The following is an 18,341-nucleotide window of genomic DNA, read 5'->3' as shown; positions in this document are numbered from 1 at the left end:
GACACCCGATCGAGGCGCTAGACGATCCGCGTACGATCTGTGACAGCGAACACATGAACCACTGCGTGATCGTCTCGTAACATTGCCGCATGTCTTCGACCGAGCTGCCCGCCGCGCTGGCCACCACCGTCACGCCGAGGGTCGGGACCGTCCGGGTCGCGGAGGGGGAGCGCCTGCGATCGGTCGGTCTGCCGGGGATCACCCTGACGGTGCGTGCGCGACCGCCCGCGCGCGAGGGACTGCCGCCCGCGCTGTACGTCCATGGGCTGGGCGGTTCCTCGCAGAACTGGTCGGCGCTGATGCCGCTGCTCGACGGGCTCGTGGACAGCGAGGCCCTCGATCTGCCCGGCTTCGGGGACTCGCCGCCGCCGGACGACGGCAACTACTCGGTCACCGGGCACGCCCGCGCGGTCATCCGTTATCTCGACGCGGCCGAGCGCGGCCCCGTGCACCTCTTCGGGAACTCGCTCGGCGGAGCGGTCGCGACGCGTGTCGCCGCCGTACGTCCCGATCTGGTCGAGACGCTCACCCTGATCTCGCCCGCGTTCCCGGAGATCCGCGCGCAGCGCAGCGCGTGGCCGACCGCGCTGCTCTCGGTGCCGGGTGTGGCGCGGCTGTTCACCAGGTTCACCAAGGACTGGAGCGCCGAGCAGCGCGTCCGCGGGGTCATGGCGCTCTGTTACGGCGATCCCGGCATGGTGACGCCCGAGGGGTTCCGCCACGCGGTCGAGGAGATGGAGCGGCGGCTCGCCCTGCCTTATTTCTGGGACGCCATGACACGCTCGACGCGTGGCCTCGTGAACGCGTACACGCTGGGCGGCCAGCACGGGCTGTGGCGCCAGGCGGAGCGGGTGCTCGCGCCGACGTTGCTCGTCTACGGCGGCCGGGACCAGCTCGTCGCGTACCGTATGGCCCAGCGCGCGGCGCGCGCCTTCCGTGACTCCCGGCTGCTGTCCCTGCCGGACGCGGGGCATGTGGCGATGATGGAGTACCCGGAGACGGTGGCCTCGGCGTTCCGCGAACTCCTCGTGGAAACGGGCGGGTTGACCTCCCCGGCCGGCACCGACGCGGGGAGCTGAGGCGGGGCGTGGGACGTCACAGTCGCCGGGGGCGGGCAGGTAAGAGCGACACGGGGGAGATGCCGAGGATTCCGGCACCCGGTGCCGCACCGGGCACGGCTCAAGGGGCGGTGCCGGGTACGGGGCAAGGGGCGGTGCCAGGTACGGGTCCGGCGGCGACCTCGCCGCAGGGGGCCACGCGCGGCCCCCTCGGCCCACAACCACCGGGACCTCGACGCCCCGCGCCGGGCGGCACTGCGATCCCCGGTGCTGCCCGTCCTCAGGACGGCACGCCGGCCCATGGCATCCCGCGCATGGCGAACGGGACTCCGGCGCAGGGTGTGCCGCGTTTCCAGGACGGTACTCCGGCGCAGGGTGTTCCCCGTTTTCAGGACGGGACTCCGGCCCGCGGTGTCCCGCGCTACCCGGACGGGACTCCCGCGCACGGTGTCCCGCGCTACCCGGACGGGACTCCCGCGCACGGTGTCCCGCGCTACCCGGACGGGACTCCCGCGCACGGTGTCCCGCGCTACCCGGACGGGACTCCGGCGCACGGCATACCCCGTATGTCCGGCGACGCGCCTGTTCGTGATGTGCCTCGGCTGCCGGACGGCACCCCCGCCCGTGGTGTGCCCCAGGCGCGTGCGGGACACCCCGAGCAGCGTGAACCCGGCGGGGGCTGGGGCGAGTTCAGGGGCGGCCCGCGGGCGGCGGGGGCCGCGTACGGCGGGCCTCAGGTCCTGCCGCAGGGTGCGCCCCAGGTCGGGCCGCAGGGGGAGCCTCAGGGGGGACCCGGGCCGCGCATCCCCCGGCAGCGGCAGGAGGCCGACGCCGGACTCGGGCCCGGCCCGGGGCCCCGGCAGGCCTATGTCGACGCCTTCGACGAGAGCGGGGGCAGGTCCGGGAGCCAGGAGCCGGGGGTCGAGGAGGCGGGCAGCGGCAAGGGCGTCAAGGGGCGGGCGTTCACCGGAATCGCCGCGGCCGCCGTCACCACCGTGCTCGCCGTCGTGGTGGCCGGGCAGGTGGCCACCGGCCGTCACGACGCCACCGCACAGACGCAGTCCGCCGGCGGCGGAGTGGACGCCCGCGCGTCCGCCTCGCCCGGGGGCGCCGGGTCGGCCCCGTCCGTGACGCCGAGCGCGACACCGCTGACGTACGACCAGAAGATGGGTGTGAAGTACGCGCTCGGCGCCACCCTCAAGGCCTCGGGGAAGTTCGAAGCCGTCCCCGGGTTCGCCAAGGCGCCCGGCAAGGGGCAGAAGTACACCTACCGGGTGGACGTGGAGCGGGGTCTCGGCCTCGATGCCGCCCTCTTCGCCCAGGCTGTGCAGAAGACGCTGAACGACAAACGGAGTTGGGCCCACAACGGCGCCCGTACCTTCGAGCGGATCTCCTCCGGCAAGCCCGACTTCGTGATCACCCTGGCCAGCCCCGGCACCACCGCCGAGTGGTGCGCCAAGTCCGGGCTGGACACGACCGAGGACAACGTGTCGTGCGACTCGGCCTCCACCGAGCGCGTGATGATCAACGCGTACCGCTGGGCGCAGGGCTCCAAGACCTATGGTGACGCGATTCACCCCTATCGGCAGATGCTCATCAACCACGAGGTCGGCCACCGTCTCGGATACGGCCATGTCACCTGCGACAAGGACGGCGAGCTCGCGCCCGTCATGCAGCAGCAGACCAAGTTCCTCGACCATGACGGAATCCACTGTCGGGCCAACCCCTGGCCCTACCCGGGGAGTTGACGGAGGGGTCGCGGGGGCCACTGGGGCCACGTTGACATGCTCCGAAAGTTCGTTCATATTTTTGCGCATGTGGTCTAGTCATGCCGTCCGTCGCGCCGCCATCGAGCTGGCGCTGATCGGCGTGACCGCGCTCTGCGTCGCAGACATCCACTGTCGCTGACGCCCGCCTCTGGCGTGTGCGTCGTGCTTCCGCTTCCGTCGTGAAGGTAAATGACCGTATTGGTCACCTGTTTTACGACTTTGCGACCTTTTTGACGACCTGACGCCGGGGCAGACGTCCGTTCACTTCCGTCTCACTCCTCGTCAATCTGTCTCATCATTCGAGAGGTCGTCTTCCGATGCGTCAACCGTCCGTCATAGCTCGCCGCGTGGCCGCGGCATCCGTCACCCTGGTCGTGGCAGCGGGCGCGGCCGCCTGCGGGCCGAAGGACAACGATGCCAAGGGCGCCGGTGGCGACTCCAAGCCGCAGAAGGGAGGCACGCTCACCGTCCTCAACGCGGGCCCGCAGGAGGACTTCGATCCGGCGCGCCTCTACACCTCCGGCGGCGGCAACGTCCCCTCCCTCGTCTTCCGTACGCTGACCACGCGCAACCGCGAGAGCGGCGCCGCCGGCGCCGAGGTCGTCCCCGACCTCGCCACCGACACCGGACGCCCGAGCAAGAACGCGACCGTGTGGACGTACACCCTGAAGAAGGGCCTCAAGTACGAGGACGGCACGCCGATCACCTCCGCCGACATCAAGTACGGCATCGAGCGCTCCTTCGCGGCCGAGCTCTCCGGTGGCGCGCCCTACCTGCGGGACTGGCTCATCGGTGGCGCCGACTACCAGGGGCCGTACAAGGACAAGAAGGGCCTCGCCTCGATCGAGACCCCGGACGACCTGACCATCGTCTTCCACCTGAACAAGCCCGAGGGCGAGTTCCCCTACCTCGCCACGCAGACCCAGTTCACGCCGGTCCCGAAGGCCAAGGACAAGGGCACGAAGTACGAGGAGCACCCGATCTCCTCCGGCCCGTACAAGGTCGTCAAGAACGAGAACGACGGCGAGCGGATCACCCTGGCGCGCAACACGTACTGGTCCGCGGCGACCGACGCCGAGCGCAAGGCCTACCCGGACAAGATCGACGTACGGTCGGGTCTGGACTCCTCCGTGATCAACCAGCGGCTGTCCGCGTCGCAGGGCGCGGACGCCGCGGCCGTCACCACGGACACCAACCTCGGCCCGGCCGAGCTCGCCAAGGTGACGGGTGACAAGGCGCTGGCGGCGCGCGTCGGCACCGGGCACTTCGGCTACACCAACTACATCGCCTTCAACCCGAAGGTGAAGCCGTTCGACGACCCGAAGGTGCGCCAGGCGATCGCGTACGCCGTCGACCGTTCGTCGGTGATCAACGCGGCGGGCGGTTCGTCGCTGGCCGAGGCCGCGACGACCTACCTGCCGAACCAGAAGTCCTTCGGCTACACGCCCTACGACCACTTCCCGGCGGGTGCGTCGGGCAACCCGGCCAAGGCCAAGGAACTGCTGAAGGAGGCCGGTCACCCGAACGGGATCACCATCACCCTCACGCACTCCAATGACAAGGACTTCGAGACCAGCCCGGAGATCGCGACCGCCCTCCAGGACGCCCTCAAGAAGGCCGGGATCACGGTCAAGCTCCAGGGCCTGGAGATCAACGACTACAAGGACAAGATCCACAGCGTCAAGAGTGAGCCGGGCTTCTTCCTCGCCCACTGGGGTGCCGACTGGCCCTCCGGCGGCCCCTTCCTGGCCCCGATCTTCGACGGCCGTCAGATCGTCAAGGACGGCGCGAACTTCAACACCGGCTTCCTCGACGACAAGTCCGTCAACGACGAGATCGACGCGATCAACAAGTTGACGAATCTCGACGAGGCCGCCGAGCGCTGGGGCGCACTGGACAAGAAGATCGGCGAGCAGGCCCTGACCGTGCCGCTGTTCCACCCCGTCTACAAGCGTCTGTACGGCAGCGCGGTCAAGAACATCGTGATCAGCGACTGGACCGGCGTACTGGACATCTCCCAGGTCGCGGTGAAGTAGCGCCGTGAGCGAGGCAATCGTCGCCTCTCAGGCCCCCGGGACGGACCTCGCGTCCGTCCCGGGGGCCTCGGGGGCTCGTCAGTTCTGGCGGCGGCTGCGCACGCAGCGCGCCGCCCTCGTCGCGGCGGCCGTCGTCGCGCTGCTCGTCCTGCTCGCGCTCGCCGCGCCGCTGCTCACGGCGATCGAGGGCCAGGACCCGACCACCTACCATCCGTCGCTGATCGACTCCGCGCGCGGCGGTGTACCCGTGGGCTCGTTCGGCGGCGTCAGCGGCGACCACTGGCTCGGCGTCGAACCGCAGACCGGCCGCGACCTCTTCGCCCGGCTCGTGTACGGCGCCCGGGTCTCGCTGGGAGTCGCGCTGGGGGCGACCGTTGTACAGGTCCTCGTCGGCGTCGTGGTGGGCGTCGCGGCCGCACTCGGCAACCGATGGATCGATCAACTGTTGAGCCGGATCACCGACATCTTCGTCGCGATGCCGTTGATGATCATGTCGCTGGCCCTGCTGGCGATCGTGCCCAGCAGCTTCCCGCGGCCCTTGCTGGTCGCGCTCGTCATCGGCCTGATCGCCTGGGGCAACACCGCGAAGATCGTGCGCGCCCAGACCCTCACCCTCAAGGGGCTGGACTACGTCTCCGCCGCGCGGCTCAGCGGCTGGAACACCTGGCGCATCGCCCGCCGCGAACTCCTGCCCGGACTGGCCGCCCCCGTCATCACCTATGCCGCGCTCCTCGTGCCGATGAACATATCCGCCGAGGCCGCGCTGTCCTTCCTCGGCGTCGGAGTGAAGCCCCCGACGCCGTCCTGGGGGCAGATGCTCACGGCCGCCGACGTCTGGTACCAGGCGGCCCCGCAGTACCTGCTGCTGCCCGCCGGGGCGCTGCTGGTGACCGTGCTGTCCCTGACCGTCCTGGGCGACGGCGTCCGTACGGCCCTCGACCCGCGCGCGGCCTCGCGCCTGCGCGTGGGCACGGGCCGCAAGCGGGAGGCCAAGGCGGACACGAACGCCCAGAAGGCCACGGCGGACGCGAACGCCAGCAGAGCCACGGCAGATGCGAGTACCAAGCAGGCCGCGGCGGACGCGAACGCCGATAAGGAGGCCAAGGCATGAGCGGCTTCGGAGGATTCGTCCTGCGCCGCGCCGTCGGCACCGTGATCACCCTGCTCGCCATCTCGGTGATCGTCTACGTCGTCTTCTACGCCACTCCCGGCAACGTCGCCCAGATCACCTGCGGCCCGCGCTGCTCTCCGGAACAAGTGCACCAGGTCGCCCAGCAGTTGAGGCTCGACGACCCGCTGTACGTGCGCTACTGGCACTTCCTGCAGGGCATCCTCGTCGGCCAGGACTACTCCACCGGCACCTCGGTGGAGCACTGCTCGGCGCCCTGTCTCGGGCTGTCGTACCAGGGCGACACCCAGGTCACCCAGCTGATCCTGGCGAAGCTGCCGGTCAGCCTGTCCCTCGTGTTCGGCGCGATGGTGCTGTGGCTGGTCCTCGGCGTCGGCACCGGCATCCTCTCCGCGTGGCGGCGCGGCCGGCTCACCGAGCGTGTGCTGACCGGCATCACCCTCGCGGGCGTCGCCACACCGGTCTTCGTGATCGGCCTGGTGCTCATGATCGTCGTCTGCGGCCAGCTGCAACTGCTGCCCTTCCCGCAGTACGTCAGCCTCACCGACGACCCCGAACAGTGGGCCTGGAACCTGCTGCTGCCCTGGCTCTCCCTCGCCCTCATCGAGGCCGCCGCGTTCGCCCGGCTGACCAGGGCCGCGATGCTGGAGACCCTCGCCGAGGACCACATCCGGACCTTCCGGGCGTACGGCGTCGGCGAGCGGTCGATCATCGGGCGGCACGCGCTGCGCGGGGCGTTCGCGCCGATCATCGCGCTGAACGCCAACAACGTCGGCTCGGCGGTCGGCGGCGCGGTGCTCACCGAGACGCTCTTCGGACTGCCCGGCATCGGACAGGCGCTGGTGCACGCGGTGAACGTCGTGGACCTGCCGGTGGTCGTCGGCATGGTCCTGGTCATCGGCTTCTTCGTAGTCATCGCCAACGCCGTCGCGGACGTGCTGTACGCGGTGGCCGACCGACGGGTGGTGCTGTCATGAGCGACTCCTCGACGACCTCGACCCCTCTGGTCGAAGTAACCGACCTCTCCGTCGAGTTCGGCGATCTGCGCGCCGTCGACGGGCTCTCCCTCACCCTGGAGAAGGGCGCCGCGCTCGGACTGGTCGGCGAGTCCGGCTCCGGCAAGTCCACGGTGGCGTCCGCCCTGCTGGCGCTGCACCGGGGCACGGGGGCGCGTGTGAGCGGTGCGGTGCGCGTGGCCGGCGTGGACGTACAGGCGGCCTCCGATGACGAACTGCGGCGGCTGCGTGGCGGGAAGGCCGCCATGGTCTTCCAGGACCCCCTGTCGTCCCTCGACCCGTACTACGCGGTCGGCGACCAGATCGCCGAGGTGTACCGGGTACACGTGAAGGCCTCCCGGCGCGCCGCACGCGCGCGTGCCGTAGAGGTGCTCGACCGCGTCGGCATCCCGGACGCCGCGCGCCGGGCGCGCTCGCGCCCGCACGAGTTCAGCGGCGGCATGCGCCAGCGTGCGCTGATCGCGATGGCGTTGGCCTGCGAACCCGATCTGCTGATCGCCGACGAGCCGACCACGGCCCTCGACGTGACCGTCCAGGCCCAGATCCTCGACCTGCTGCACACCCTGCGGGAGGAGACCGGCATGGGCCTGCTCCTCGTCACGCACGACGTGGGCGTCGCCGCCGAGAGCGTCGACGAGATCCTGGTCATGCGGCACGGACGAGCGGTCGAGCACGGCCTCGTCGGCACCGTCCTGGGGGCGCCCGCGCAGGCGTACACCCAGGAACTCCTCGGTGCGGTGCCTCGCGTGGACGCGCCGCGCACCGCCTCCGAGGCGACGGAGGAGGTCGTTCTCGAGGCGAGCGGCCTGCGGCGCGAATTCGGGCGCGGGAAGCGGGCGTTCGCGGCCGTCGACGACGTCTCGCTGACGATCCACCGGGGCGAGACCCTCGGGATCGTGGGCGAGAGCGGCAGCGGCAAGACCACCCTGGGACGGATGCTCGTGGGGCTGCTGGAGCCGACGGCGGGGGAGATCAAGCCTGGCGGAGGTGTGCGCCCGGACGTCCAGATGGTCTTCCAGGACCCCGCCTCCTCCCTCAACCCGCGTCGCAGCGTGGGCGAGTCGATCGCCGATCCGCTGCGCGCGCGGGGGATGGGGGTCCCCCCGCTCGAGCGAAGCCGAGAGTGGGGGAGGGACGAGGGGCGCATCCGGGGGCGCGTCCGGGAACTGCTGGAGCGCGTGGGGCTCGAAGCGGCGCACTACGACCGCTACCCGCACGAGTTCAGCGGCGGACAGCGCCAGCGCGTCGGCATCGCCCGGGCGCTCGCCGCCGACCCACGCGTCATCGTCTGCGACGAGCCGGTCTCCGCGCTCGACGTGACCACCCAGGCGCAGGTGGTCGCCCTGCTCGCCGAACTGCAGCGCGAACTCGGGCTCGCGCTGGTGTTCGTGGCGCACGACCTCGCGGTCGTCCGCCAGGTGAGCGACCGGGTCGCGGTGATGCGACGCGGCCGGATCGTCGAGTACGGGCCCGCCGACGAGGTCTACGAGTCGCCGCGCGACCCGTACACCAAGCAGCTGCTGGCCGCGGTTCCGGCGCTGGATCCGGAGGTCGCGGCACGGCGACGGACGGCCCGGAGGCAGCTGACGGCGGTGTGACGACTGTCCGGCGGACATGGGCGCACGCGTGACGAGACGTGACTGCTTGATCTCGTAGCGCGACTGAACGCGACCCGCACGGGAAAGTTACGACCGTTCACCCCTTTTGGTGGCGCGATGGACAACCGTCCGTCGCGCCACCGTCATGTCCGCATACGTTCTTCCCGCTGCGAGCCGCCGGGTCAACGGCGGCTCCCCATAGGGAGATCGGGGGTGCACTGGTGCGCATCGGACTGCTTACGGAGGGTGGCTATCCGTATGTGAGCGGTGACGCCGGACTCTGGTGCGACCGGCTCGTGCGCGGGCTCGGGCAGCACGAGTTCGACATCTACGCGCTCAGCCGCAGCGAGCGGCAGGAGGACGAGGGCTGGGTGCGGCTGCCACCGCAGGTCAGCCGGGTGCGGACGGCTCCGCTGTGGATGGCCGAGGATGACGGCGTGGTACTCGGGCGCCGGGCGCGCCGACGGTTCGCCGAGTGCTTCGGGGAGTTGGCGGCGGCGGTGTGCGCCGCACCGGCGGTCCTCGACGGCTCGGAGCCCTCTGGCGGCGTGGAGGCGGACCGTTTCGGCAGTGCGCTGTACGGGCTCGCGGAACTGGCCCGCGACGAGGGCGGGCTGGTCGGGGCGCTGCGCTCCGAGGGGGCGGTGCGCGCCTTGGAGCGCGCCTGTCGTGCGCCCGGCGCACTGCGCGCCGCGCGTACCGCGCGCGTGCCCGACCTGCTGTCCGTCGCCGCTCACATCGAACGGGCCCTGCGCCCCCTCTCGCTGGACTGGTACGAGGCCGACGGGCTCGGTTCGGTCGACCTCTGCCACGCGGCGGCCGGCGGCGAGGCCGCCCTGCCCGGCCTGCTCGCCCTGCACTTCGCCGGAGTGCCGCTGCTGGTCACGGAGTACGGCGTGCAGCTGCGGGCGCACTACCTCGCCTCCTCCACCGTCGAGGAGTCCCCCGCGGTACGGGCGCTGCTCGCCGCCTTCCACGGCGCGCTGGCCGCCGAGGTCTACCGCCGGGCCGCGCTCATCACACCCGGCAACACCCACGCGCGCCGCTGGCAGGAGCGCTGTGGCGCCGACCGCGCCAAACTGCGCACCGTCTACCCCGGCATGGAGGCCGCCCGCTTCGCCGAGGTGGGCGAGCGGGCCGATGGCTCCGGCTGCGCGGACCCGGACACCCTGGTCTGGGTCGGCCGCATCGAACCCGCCAAGGACCTGATCTCACTGCTGCACTCCTTCGCCGAGATCCGCAAGGACGCGCCGAAGACCCGGCTGCGGATCGTCGGGGCGCCCGCCGACGGGCCGGAGGGCGCGCTGTACCTGGCCCACTGCAAAGCGCTGGCCGCCCAGCTCTTCCCCGACGAGGCGGAGGGCCTGCACGCGGTCGGCGACAACCCGGTGTCCTTCGAGGAGACCGGCGGGCCGGAGGTCCCGAGCCTCGCGGAGGCGTACGCGTCGGGCGCCGTGGTCGTCCTCTCCAGCGTCGTCGAGGGCTTCCCGATCAGCCTGGTCGAGGCCATGTTCTGCGGCCGCGCCACCGTGTCCACGGACGTCGGCGCGGTCGTCGAAGTCATCGGCGGTACGGGGCTGGTGGTGCCGCCGCGCAATCCGCGGGCGCTCACCGAGGCGTGCGTGGCGCTGCTGCGCGACCCCGAACGGCGCGCACGCCTGGGCGCGGCGGCCCGCGCGCGAGCCCTCGAACTCTTCACGGTCGAGCAGAACATCGCGGCATTTCACGGCATCTACCTGGAGATCGTCTCGCGCTCCCCGGTCCGGCGATTCGTCGTGGACGACGCGGGGGACCCCCTGCCGTTCGGCGTGCCGGCCGAGGCCCATGTACTCGGCCGCTGGACCGAGGCCCGCCTCATGGCCACAGGCCGCCCGCGCTGGGCGGCGGGGGCCCCGGTGCGCGCCACGGCTCCGCTGCCCGCGGGGGAGGGCGCGTGATGAGCGAACTCGTACGGGACGGCTCGGGCGGTGCGCGCGGCGGCTCGGGGGATGCCTCGGAGGGCGCCTCGGGGAGTGCGCGCAAGGCCGTCGGCGGCGGGGGCCGCGGTGCCGTGGACCCCGTGAGGGCGCTGATGCACCGGCACCGTGAACTCTGCGAGCGCGCCGTCGACCCCCTGGAGATCGCGGCGGGCCTCGAGGCGCACGGCGTGACCGATCGCACCGCGGCACGGTTCCGGCACCGGGACGTGTTCTCGCTCGCCGAGGAGATGTACGCGCGCGTGGCCCGCGACGCGGACCCGGCGCCGCGGCCGGCGGCCCGGAACACCCCGGCGCGCGCGCCGGCTGGGCCGCGCTCGCCCTGCTGCCCGGCACCCTGTGCGCGGCGACCGTGACCGGGCTGCGGCTCACCGAAGGGCAGCCGCGCCTCGCGGTCGCCGCGGCCGGCACCCTCGCCGTGACACTCGGCCTGCGCGGTGCCCTCCGCCGGGGCCCCCTCAGCACCGCGTACCGCACGACGAGCGGCACGCGCGCCTGGACCTGCTGGCTGATCGCGTACGCCCTGCTCGGCGACGGACTGCTGAGCGCCGGTGTGGAAGGCGGCCCCGACGGCCCCTGGCCCCCGACCACCGCACCCGTGTTGGCCCTCGCCCTGGCATGTGCGCCCGCGGCCTGGTGCGCGCACCTCTTCACCGTGCGCGCCCGCCGCAAACTGACCGCGAGCCGAGGCCTGGAGGAGTTCGCCGCCTCCGTGCGGCCCCTGCTCCTGGGGGTGTTCGCCTTGTTCCTCTTCGCCCTCGGCACGCTGCTCGCGCTGTGCAGGCAGGTACCGAGCGCGCCAGGCGTGTACGACGGACCCGACGCGTACGCCGGAGCGGGTGCCCTCGGTGCGCTGCTCCTGCTCGCGCGCCTGCTCACGACGCGCGGCTTCACCCACGCCCCGGCCGTCGTCCTCGGTGTCGCGGGCACGGCGGAAGTGACCGCCCTCGCCACGGTCTTCGCGGCCCGCCTCCCCGGCTGCTCGTTCGTGGCCACCCCTGTCGAGACCGTCGCCGACGCCTGGGGTCCGGGTGCCGTCCCGACCCTGGTGTGCGGCGCGGCCGCCCTCCTCCTCCTGATCCACGCGACCCGCACCCTCACCCGGGCCTCGGCCCACGCCGCACCGGGCGGGACGCCATGAGCCGCGACCGGCGCCCGAGGGTCCAGCCCTCGCGCCGGGCGCACCTTCCCGCGGGGCCGACACCGCGGGCGCTCCGTCCGACCCACGGCACCACCCCGAAGGAGAACGCCAGATGATCACCTCCCGAACCGGAGAATCCGCCCCGGGAGCCGCCCGATGAGAGTCCTGCTGATCGGAGCCAACGGGTACCTGGGCCGTTTCGTCGCCGACAGGCTGCTCGCCGACCCGGCCGTGCAGCTCACCGCGCTCGGCCGGGGCGACGACGCCGACGTACGGTTCGACCTCGCCTCGGGCAGCCCCGGCGCCCTCACCCGCTTCCTGGACGCGGTGCATCCCGGGGTCGTCATCAACTGCGCGGGCGCCACCCGCGGCGGCGCCCGCGAACTGACCCGGCACAACACCGTCGCCGTCGCCACCGTCTGCGAGGCCCTGCGCCGCAGTGGTTGCGGCGCCCGCCTGGTGCAGCTCGGCTGCGGCGCCGAGTACGGGCCGAGCCAGCCCGGCTCCTCCACGGCCGAGGACGCGGTGCCGCGCCCCGGCGGCCCGTACGGCGTCAGCAAGCTCGCCGCCACCGAACTGGTCCTCGGCGCCGGCCTCGACGCCGTCGTCCTGCGCGTCTTCTCTCCCGCGGGCCCCGGCACGCCCGCCGGATCCCCGCTCGGTCGCCTCGCCGAGGCCCTGCGCCGCGCCATGCAGTCCGGCGACGGCGAACTCAAGCTCGGCGGACTCGGCGTCCAGCGGGACTTCATCGATGTCCGCGATGTCGCCCGTGCCGTGCACGCCGCCTCGCTCTCCGCCGCGCAGGGCGTCATCAACATCGGCTCGGGCCGCGCCGTCCGCCTGCGTGACGCCGCCGCCGTCCTCGCCCGCGTGGCCGGCTACGGAGGCACGCTGCACGAACTCGACGGCCCGCCCGGACCCATGAGGCCGTCCATCGGCCACCCCCGCGCCGAACCGGATCACGGGGCCCCGGTTGCGTACCCCTACCCGGACGGCTGCGGCAGCTGGCAGCAGGCCGATGTGCGCACCGCACGCGACCGGCTCGGCTGGCGGCCCAGGATCAACCTCGAGGAATCCCTCGCCGACATCTGGATGGAGGCGGCATGCCGCATCTGACCAGCGCCGCGGCGGGCACCGCGGGCACGGACTTACAGGTCGGCCTCGGCGTCCCCGGCTATGCGCACCCCCTCGTCGCTCCGGCGCAATGGGGCGAACTCACCCGCCCCGGCGCCCCCGTGCACTGGGCGGTCCTGAACGTGGCGGGCGGTCCCGGCATCCGCCTCGACCCGCACTGCCTGGAGGCGGCCGGCCGACTCCGCAACGCGGGCGTGCGTGTCCTGGGGCACCTGGATGTGACGTACGGCGCACGCCCTTTCGCCGAGGTGATCTCCGACGCACAACGGTATGTCGACTGGTACCGGGTCGGCGGGTTCCTCCTGCACCGCTGCCCCACCGAGCGCGCCGCGCTGCCCGAGGTCCGCCGGGCGGCCACCACGCTCCGCGCGCTCCTCGACGACGCCCACCTCGTCTTCGGCCACGGCACCCACCCCTGCCCCGGCTATGCCGAAAGCGCCGACCAGCTGGTGACCTTCTCCGGCGCCTGGAGCGACTACCGCTGGTCGCAGGTCGCCGAGTGGACCGCCGACTATCCGCCCGAGCGCTTCTGCCACTTCGTGCACGGGGTACCGCGCGGTCATCTCGACGAGGCGTTGCGCATCGCCCGCTGGCAGGGCGCCGGCACGATCTACTTCACCGACAGCACGGATCGCGGCGGACGGGCCGACCCCTGGGAGACGATGCCCGGCTACTGGGACGACATCGTCTCGCGGATCGGAACGGGTGTCTCGGAATGAAGAAGGGCGTGGCAGTGTTACAGCGAGAACAACCGTAGTGATTGACCGACCAACGGAGTCCCCGTGTCGCTGCCACCCCTGGTTGAGCCAGCTGCTGAGCTCACCGTAGACGAGGTCCGCAGGTACTCCCGCCACCTGATCATCCCCGACGTGGGCATGGACGGGCAGAAGCGGCTGAAGAACGCCAAGGTGCTGTGTGTGGGCGCCGGCGGCCTCGGATCGCCGGCGCTGATGTACCTGGCCGCCGCGGGCGTGGGCACGCTCGGCATCGTGGAGTTCGACGAGGTCGACGAGTCGAACCTGCAGCGCCAGATCATCCACAGCCAGGCGGACATCGGCCGCTCCAAGGCCGAATCGGCCCGTGACTCCGTGCTGGGCATCAACCCGTACGTAAACGTGGTCCTTCACGAAGAGCGGCTCGAGGCCGAGAACGTGATGGACATCTTCAGCCAGTACGACCTGATCGTCGACGGCACGGACAACTTCGCGACCCGCTACCTGGTCAACGACGCATGCGTGCTGCTCAACAAGCCGTACGTGTGGGGCTCGATCTACCGCTTCGACGGTCAGGCCTCCGTCTTCTGGTCCGAGCACGGTCCCTGCTACCGCTGCCTCTACCCGGAGCCCCCGCCGCCGGGCATGGTCCCCTCCTGCGCCGAGGGCGGCGTCCTGGGTGTGCTGTGCGCGTCCATCGGCTCCATCCAGGTCAACGAGGCGATCAAGCTCCTCGCGGGCATCGGTGAGCCGCTCGTCGGCCGCCTGATGATCTACGACGCCCTCGAGATGCAGTACCGCCAGGTCAAGGTCCGCAAGGACCCGAACTGCGCGGTCTGCGGCGAGAACCCCACCGTCACCGAGCTCATCGACTACGAGGCCTTCTGCGGTGTCGTGTCCGAGGAGGCCCAGGAGGCGGCGGCCGGCTCGACGATCACTCCCAAGCAGCTCAAGGAGTGGATCGACGACGGCGAGAACATCGAGATCATCGACGTCCGCGAGATCAACGAGTACGAGATCGTCTCGATCCCCGGCGCCAAGCTGATCCCGAAGGACGAGTTCCTCATGGGCACCGCCCTGGAGACCCTTCCGCAGGACAAGAAGATCGTTCTGCACTGCAAGACGGGTGTCCGCAGTGCGGAGGTCCTCGCGGTGCTGAAGTCCGCGGGCTTCTCGGACGCGGTGCACGTCGGCGGCGGCGTGATCGGCTGGGTCAACCAGATCGAGCCGGAGAAGCCGGTGTACTAGGCGCCGGTGTACCAGGCGTACGGCTTTTCGGGAGGGGCCCGGCACCGCGTGTGCCGGGCCCCTTTCTGCTGACCTCTCACTCGCGGGCCGGGCGTTCATCGGCCGGGAGTCCGTTGCCCGGGTGTCCGTCGGGTGGGCGGCCGTTGGGCGGTCGTCCGCTCGTCGGGTGGGCCCGGGCACAGGCCCGCGCCCCTCCGCCGCACCCGCCATTACGAGGCGCAGACCTTCCCGTCCTTCGGCGCCGTCCCGTCCAGCAGATAGCTGTTGACCGTGGAGTCGACACAGTCGCTCCCACTCGCGTAGGCCCCATGGCCCTCGCCCTTCCAGGTGAGCTCCACTCCGACGGCCTTGCCCAGCTCGTCGGCCATCCTGCGGGCACCCTCGTACGGAGTCGCGGGGTCCCCGGTGTTGCCGACGATCAGGATGGGGGCGGCTCCAGGCGCGCTGACCTCCGGGTTGTCGTACTGGCCGGCCACCGGCCAGTCGTGGCACCAACCCGCCGTGTCCCAGCCCATGAAGTCCCCGAAGACGGGCGAGATCTTCTCGAACTCGGGCAGCAGCTTCTTCGTCTCCGCGGGAGTCGGACGCTGCTTGTCGTCCAAGCACGATATGACCCGTTGGGAATGGGTCGTCGTGCCGTAGTGCCCCGAGGAGTCGCGATCGTTGTAGCTGTCGGCGAGGGCCAGCAGCTCCGAACCGTCACCGTCCTCGGCGCCCTTGAGCGCGCTGGTCAGGCGGGGCCAGCCCTCCTTGCTGTACAGGGGCAGGACGATGCCGGTGAGCGCCAGTGACTGGGTGAGCTTGCGGCCGTCGGCCGTCGGCAGGGGGTTCGCGTCGATCCGGTTCAACAGGTCCACGATGTTCTGGGAGCCCTGCTTGGGGCCCTGGCCGGTGGACTTGAGGTAGTCGTCCAGGGCGCGCTGGAAGCCCAGGGTCTGGTTCTTGGCGTGGCCGACCGTGTCGGCGCTTGGGTCGACGACGGCGTCCAGCACCAGACGGCCCACGTTCTTGGGGAACAAATGGGCGTACACGCCGCCGAGTTCGGTCCCGTACGAAAAGCCGAGGTAGTGCATCGTCCCGTCGCCGAGGACCTGGCGCATCAGGTCCATGTCTCGGGCTGTGTCGGTCGTGGAGACGTGCGACAGCAGCTTCCCGGCGGCCTTCGCGCAGCCCTTGCCGAAGTCGGCGGCGTCCTTGAAGTACGCGGTCTCCTCGGCCGCGTCGTCCGGGGTGGCGTCCACCGACTCGGCTGCCTGGATCGCCTTGTCGCTGCGACAGCGCACGCCCTCGCTGGCGGCGACGCCGCGCGGGTCCCAGCTCACCAGGTCGTAGCGCTCGTGGAGCGGGCCGACGGCACTCTCGTACGACGGCATCGTGGAGACACCGGAGCCGCCGGGACCGCCGAAGTTGAACAGGAGCGAGCCGATGCGCTTGCTCTGGCCGCCGGTCGCCTTCGAGCGGATCAGCGCCAGGCCGATCGTCTCGCCGTCCGGCTTCGCGTAGTCCAGCGGCACCTTGAGCGTTGCGCATTGCCAGCCGCTGCCCGGCGCGGAGGAGCCCTTGCAGCGGCCCCAGTCGAGCTTCTGCGAGGTGAGCGAGGCGGGCAGCCCCGAGGCGGTGCCGGAGGAAGGCGCCCCGGCTGAGGGCCGGCCGCTGTTCTTCCCCTCGTCCTTACCGCCCCCGGACGAGCCGCCGCAGCCCGCCACCAGCAACGCGGCGGCCGCCGCAGCCGTCCACCGTGCGAAACGCGTCATGAACTTCCCCCCTCGCCCGTGGTCCGCCGGATGCCGCGGATCACATGCAGGCCATGGTAGGCGCCCGCGGCCGACGCCGTGGAGGCCTGTGGATAACCCCTTGACCTGCAACTTTATGAGTACGGATGGGGGTTGGTGCTAGGCGCAGACGGTTCCGGCGGGCGGTACGGTCCCGTTCAGCAGATAGCCGTTCACCGCGTCGTGCACGCACTTGTTCCCGCTGTCGTACGCGCCGTGGCCCTGGCCCTTGTAGGTCAATTCGACGCCGACGCCCTTGCCGAGCGCGTCCACCATCTCCTTCGCGCCCTGGTACGGCGTGGCCGGGTCGCCGGTGTTGCCGACCACGAGGATCGGCGCCGCGCCGGCGGCACTGACGTCCGGGTGGTCGGCGGCGCCCGGGACGGCCCAGTCGGTGCAGCTGAGCATGCCCCAGGCCAGGAAGTCGCCGAACAGCGGTGAGGCGGCCCGGAACGCCGGCAGTCCGGCTTGCACGTCGGAGACCGTGTACCGCGGTTTTTCGTCGACGCAGTTGATGGAGATGTTGGCCGCGACGAGGTTGCTGTACTGGCCGTTCTTGTTGCGCCCGTTCATCGAGTCGGACAGCAGCATCAGTACCTTGCCGTCTCCGCTGTACGCCTGGTCGAGGCCCTCCGTCAGGTACTCCCAGAAGTCCTTGGAGTACAGCGCCTGGGCGATGCCGTTGGTGGCCTCGGTCTGGGTGAGCTGGCGCGGGAAGACACCGGGGATGGGCTTGCTGTCCAGGTCTTTCAGGAGGTTGGCGATGCGGTCCTTGACGTCCTGCGGGGTGTCGCCGATCGGGCAGGGCTCGGTCTTCGAGGTGCAGTCGGCCGCGAAGTTGTCGAGCGCGAGCTGGAAGCCCCTGGCCTGCCCGAGCGCACTCTGCTCCGGGTTCTGCGTCGGGTCGACGACCGCGTCGAAGACGGCGCGCCCCACGTGCTTGGGGAACAAGTGGGCGTAGACCCCGCCGAGTTCGGTGCCGTACGAGATGCCGAAGTAGTGCAGCTTGGCGTCGCCGAGCACTTGGCGCATGAGGTCCATGTCGCGGGCCGCGTCGGTGGTGGGCACATGGGGGAGGGTCCGGCCCGAGTTCTTCTCGCAGGCCGCGTTGAACGCCCTGGTGTTGTTGAGGAGGTTCTTCTGCTCGGCTGGGTCGTCGGGGGTGGCGTCCTGCTGGAAGAACACGTCGAGTTGGCTGTCGTCCTCGCACTTCACCCCCGCGCTGCGACCGACTCCGCGTGGGTCGAAGCTCACCAGGTCGTAGCGGGTGCGCAGCTTCGTGTAGTCCTCGCCGAAGGCGGGCAGCGTGGTGACGCCGGAGCCGCCGGGGCCGCCGAAGTTGAAGATGAGGGAGCCGATGCGCTTGCTCTGGTCGCCGCTCGTCCGTGCCCGGATCAGCGCGATGCCGACGGTGGCGCCTTTGGGGTCGGCCCAGTCGAGGGGGGCTTTCATGGTGGCGCACTGCCACTGTGTGCCACCCGGCAGGGGAGAGGGGGCGTTGCCGCCGCCCTCGGACTCGGAGGGGGCCGGGCAGTCCTTCCAGCTCAGCTTCTGGGCCGTCAGGTCCTCGCTCTTCGAGTTGTCGCTGCAGCCCGTCAGCACGGCGGACAGCACAGTGATGGAGAGGGCCAGGGCAGCGGCGCGCGGCGGAGACGGGTTCGGCATGCTCCCATCCTGCGGTCGTGCGGGGCGGGGCGCTCGGGGCGCGGGCCGTGCGGGTGAGGACGTGCGGGGGCTCGTACGGGAGGGCC

General features: G+C 71.5%; 13 protein-coding genes and 1 pseudogene. 12 read left to right on the top strand and 2 right to left on the bottom strand.

Features of this window, described 5'->3' with window-relative positions:
- Positions 1 to 89: 89 nt before the first annotated feature.
- The 12 genes and pseudogenes from OG819_RS06520 (at position 90) to moeZ (ending at position 14,818) form a co-directional block, all read left to right on the top strand.
- Complete coding sequence (locus OG819_RS06520; protein WP_266648423.1) at positions 90 to 1,079, top strand: alpha/beta fold hydrolase; 990 nt, start codon at positions 90 to 92, stop codon at positions 1,077 to 1,079.
- A gap of 293 nt (positions 1,080 to 1,372) precedes the next feature.
- Complete coding sequence (locus OG819_RS06515; protein ID WP_266648422.1) at positions 1,373 to 2,806, top strand: DUF3152 domain-containing protein; 1,434 nt, start codon at positions 1,373 to 1,375, stop codon at positions 2,804 to 2,806.
- Between the two features lie 67 nt (positions 2,807 to 2,873).
- Positions 2,874 to 2,966 carry an Ms4533A family Cys-rich leader peptide gene (locus tag OG819_RS58540; RefSeq protein WP_312639156.1) on the top strand — a complete coding sequence of 31 codons (93 nt, stop codon included), beginning with the start codon at positions 2,874 to 2,876 and terminating at the stop codon, positions 2,964 to 2,966.
- A 178-nt stretch (positions 2,967 to 3,144) separates the two neighbouring features.
- Positions 3,145 to 4,863: an ABC transporter substrate-binding protein gene (locus tag OG819_RS06510; RefSeq protein WP_266628357.1), complete on the top strand. Its 1,719-nt coding sequence runs from the start codon at positions 3,145 to 3,147 to the stop codon at positions 4,861 to 4,863.
- Between the two features lie 4 nt (positions 4,864 to 4,867).
- Positions 4,868 to 5,974, top strand: coding sequence for an ABC transporter permease (locus OG819_RS06505; protein WP_266648421.1), 1,107 nt, complete (start codon positions 4,868 to 4,870; stop codon positions 5,972 to 5,974).
- Positions 5,971 to 6,969: an ABC transporter permease gene (locus OG819_RS06500; RefSeq protein WP_266628361.1), complete on the top strand. Its 999-nt coding sequence runs from the start codon at positions 5,971 to 5,973 to the stop codon at positions 6,967 to 6,969. Before OG819_RS06505 ends, OG819_RS06500 begins: the two co-directional genes overlap by 4 nt.
- Positions 6,966 to 8,606 (top strand): ABC transporter ATP-binding protein, encoded by a 1,641-nt coding sequence (locus tag OG819_RS06495; protein WP_266628363.1) that lies wholly within the window; start codon positions 6,966 to 6,968, stop codon positions 8,604 to 8,606. The genes OG819_RS06500 and OG819_RS06495 overlap by 4 nt, the downstream gene beginning before the upstream one ends.
- A 221-nt stretch (positions 8,607 to 8,827) precedes the next feature.
- Entirely contained in the window at positions 8,828 to 10,543 is a 1,716-nt protein-coding gene (locus OG819_RS06485) for a DUF3492 domain-containing protein (protein ID WP_266648419.1), read from the top strand.
- A pseudogene (locus tag OG819_RS06480) lies at positions 10,543 to 11,723 on the top strand (hypothetical protein). Before OG819_RS06485 ends, OG819_RS06480 begins: the two are co-directional and overlap by 1 nt.
- Before the next feature lie 156 nt (positions 11,724 to 11,879).
- Entirely contained in the window at positions 11,880 to 12,839 is a 960-nt protein-coding gene (locus OG819_RS06475; protein ID WP_266436199.1) for an NAD(P)-dependent oxidoreductase, read from the top strand.
- A complete protein-coding gene (locus OG819_RS06470; RefSeq protein ID WP_266648417.1) occupies positions 12,827 to 13,576 on the top strand; it encodes a spherulation-specific family 4 protein in 750 nt (249 codons plus the stop codon). The genes OG819_RS06475 and OG819_RS06470 overlap by 13 nt, the downstream gene beginning before the upstream one ends.
- Positions 13,577 to 13,639: 63 nt before the next feature.
- Positions 13,640 to 14,818, top strand: coding sequence for an adenylyltransferase/sulfurtransferase MoeZ (gene moeZ, locus OG819_RS06465; protein WP_266628371.1), 1,179 nt, complete (start codon positions 13,640 to 13,642; stop codon positions 14,816 to 14,818).
- A gap of 209 nt (positions 14,819 to 15,027) precedes the next feature.
- Here moeZ and OG819_RS06460 read toward each other — a convergent pair whose 3' ends face one another.
- Entirely contained in the window at positions 15,028 to 16,572 is a 1,545-nt protein-coding gene (locus OG819_RS06460) for an alpha/beta hydrolase (RefSeq protein WP_266648415.1), read from the bottom strand.
- A 138-nt stretch (positions 16,573 to 16,710) separates the two neighbouring features.
- Positions 16,711 to 18,255: an alpha/beta hydrolase gene (locus OG819_RS06455; protein ID WP_266648413.1), complete on the bottom strand. Its 1,545-nt coding sequence runs from the start codon at positions 18,253 to 18,255 to the stop codon at positions 16,711 to 16,713.
- Positions 18,256 to 18,341 lie beyond the last annotated feature (86 nt).

The organism is Streptomyces sp. NBC_01549 (genome assembly GCF_026339955.1).
GTDB lineage: Bacteria > Actinomycetota > Actinomycetes > Streptomycetales > Streptomycetaceae > Streptomyces.
This window is presented reverse-complemented; position numbering and strand designations above follow the sequence as displayed.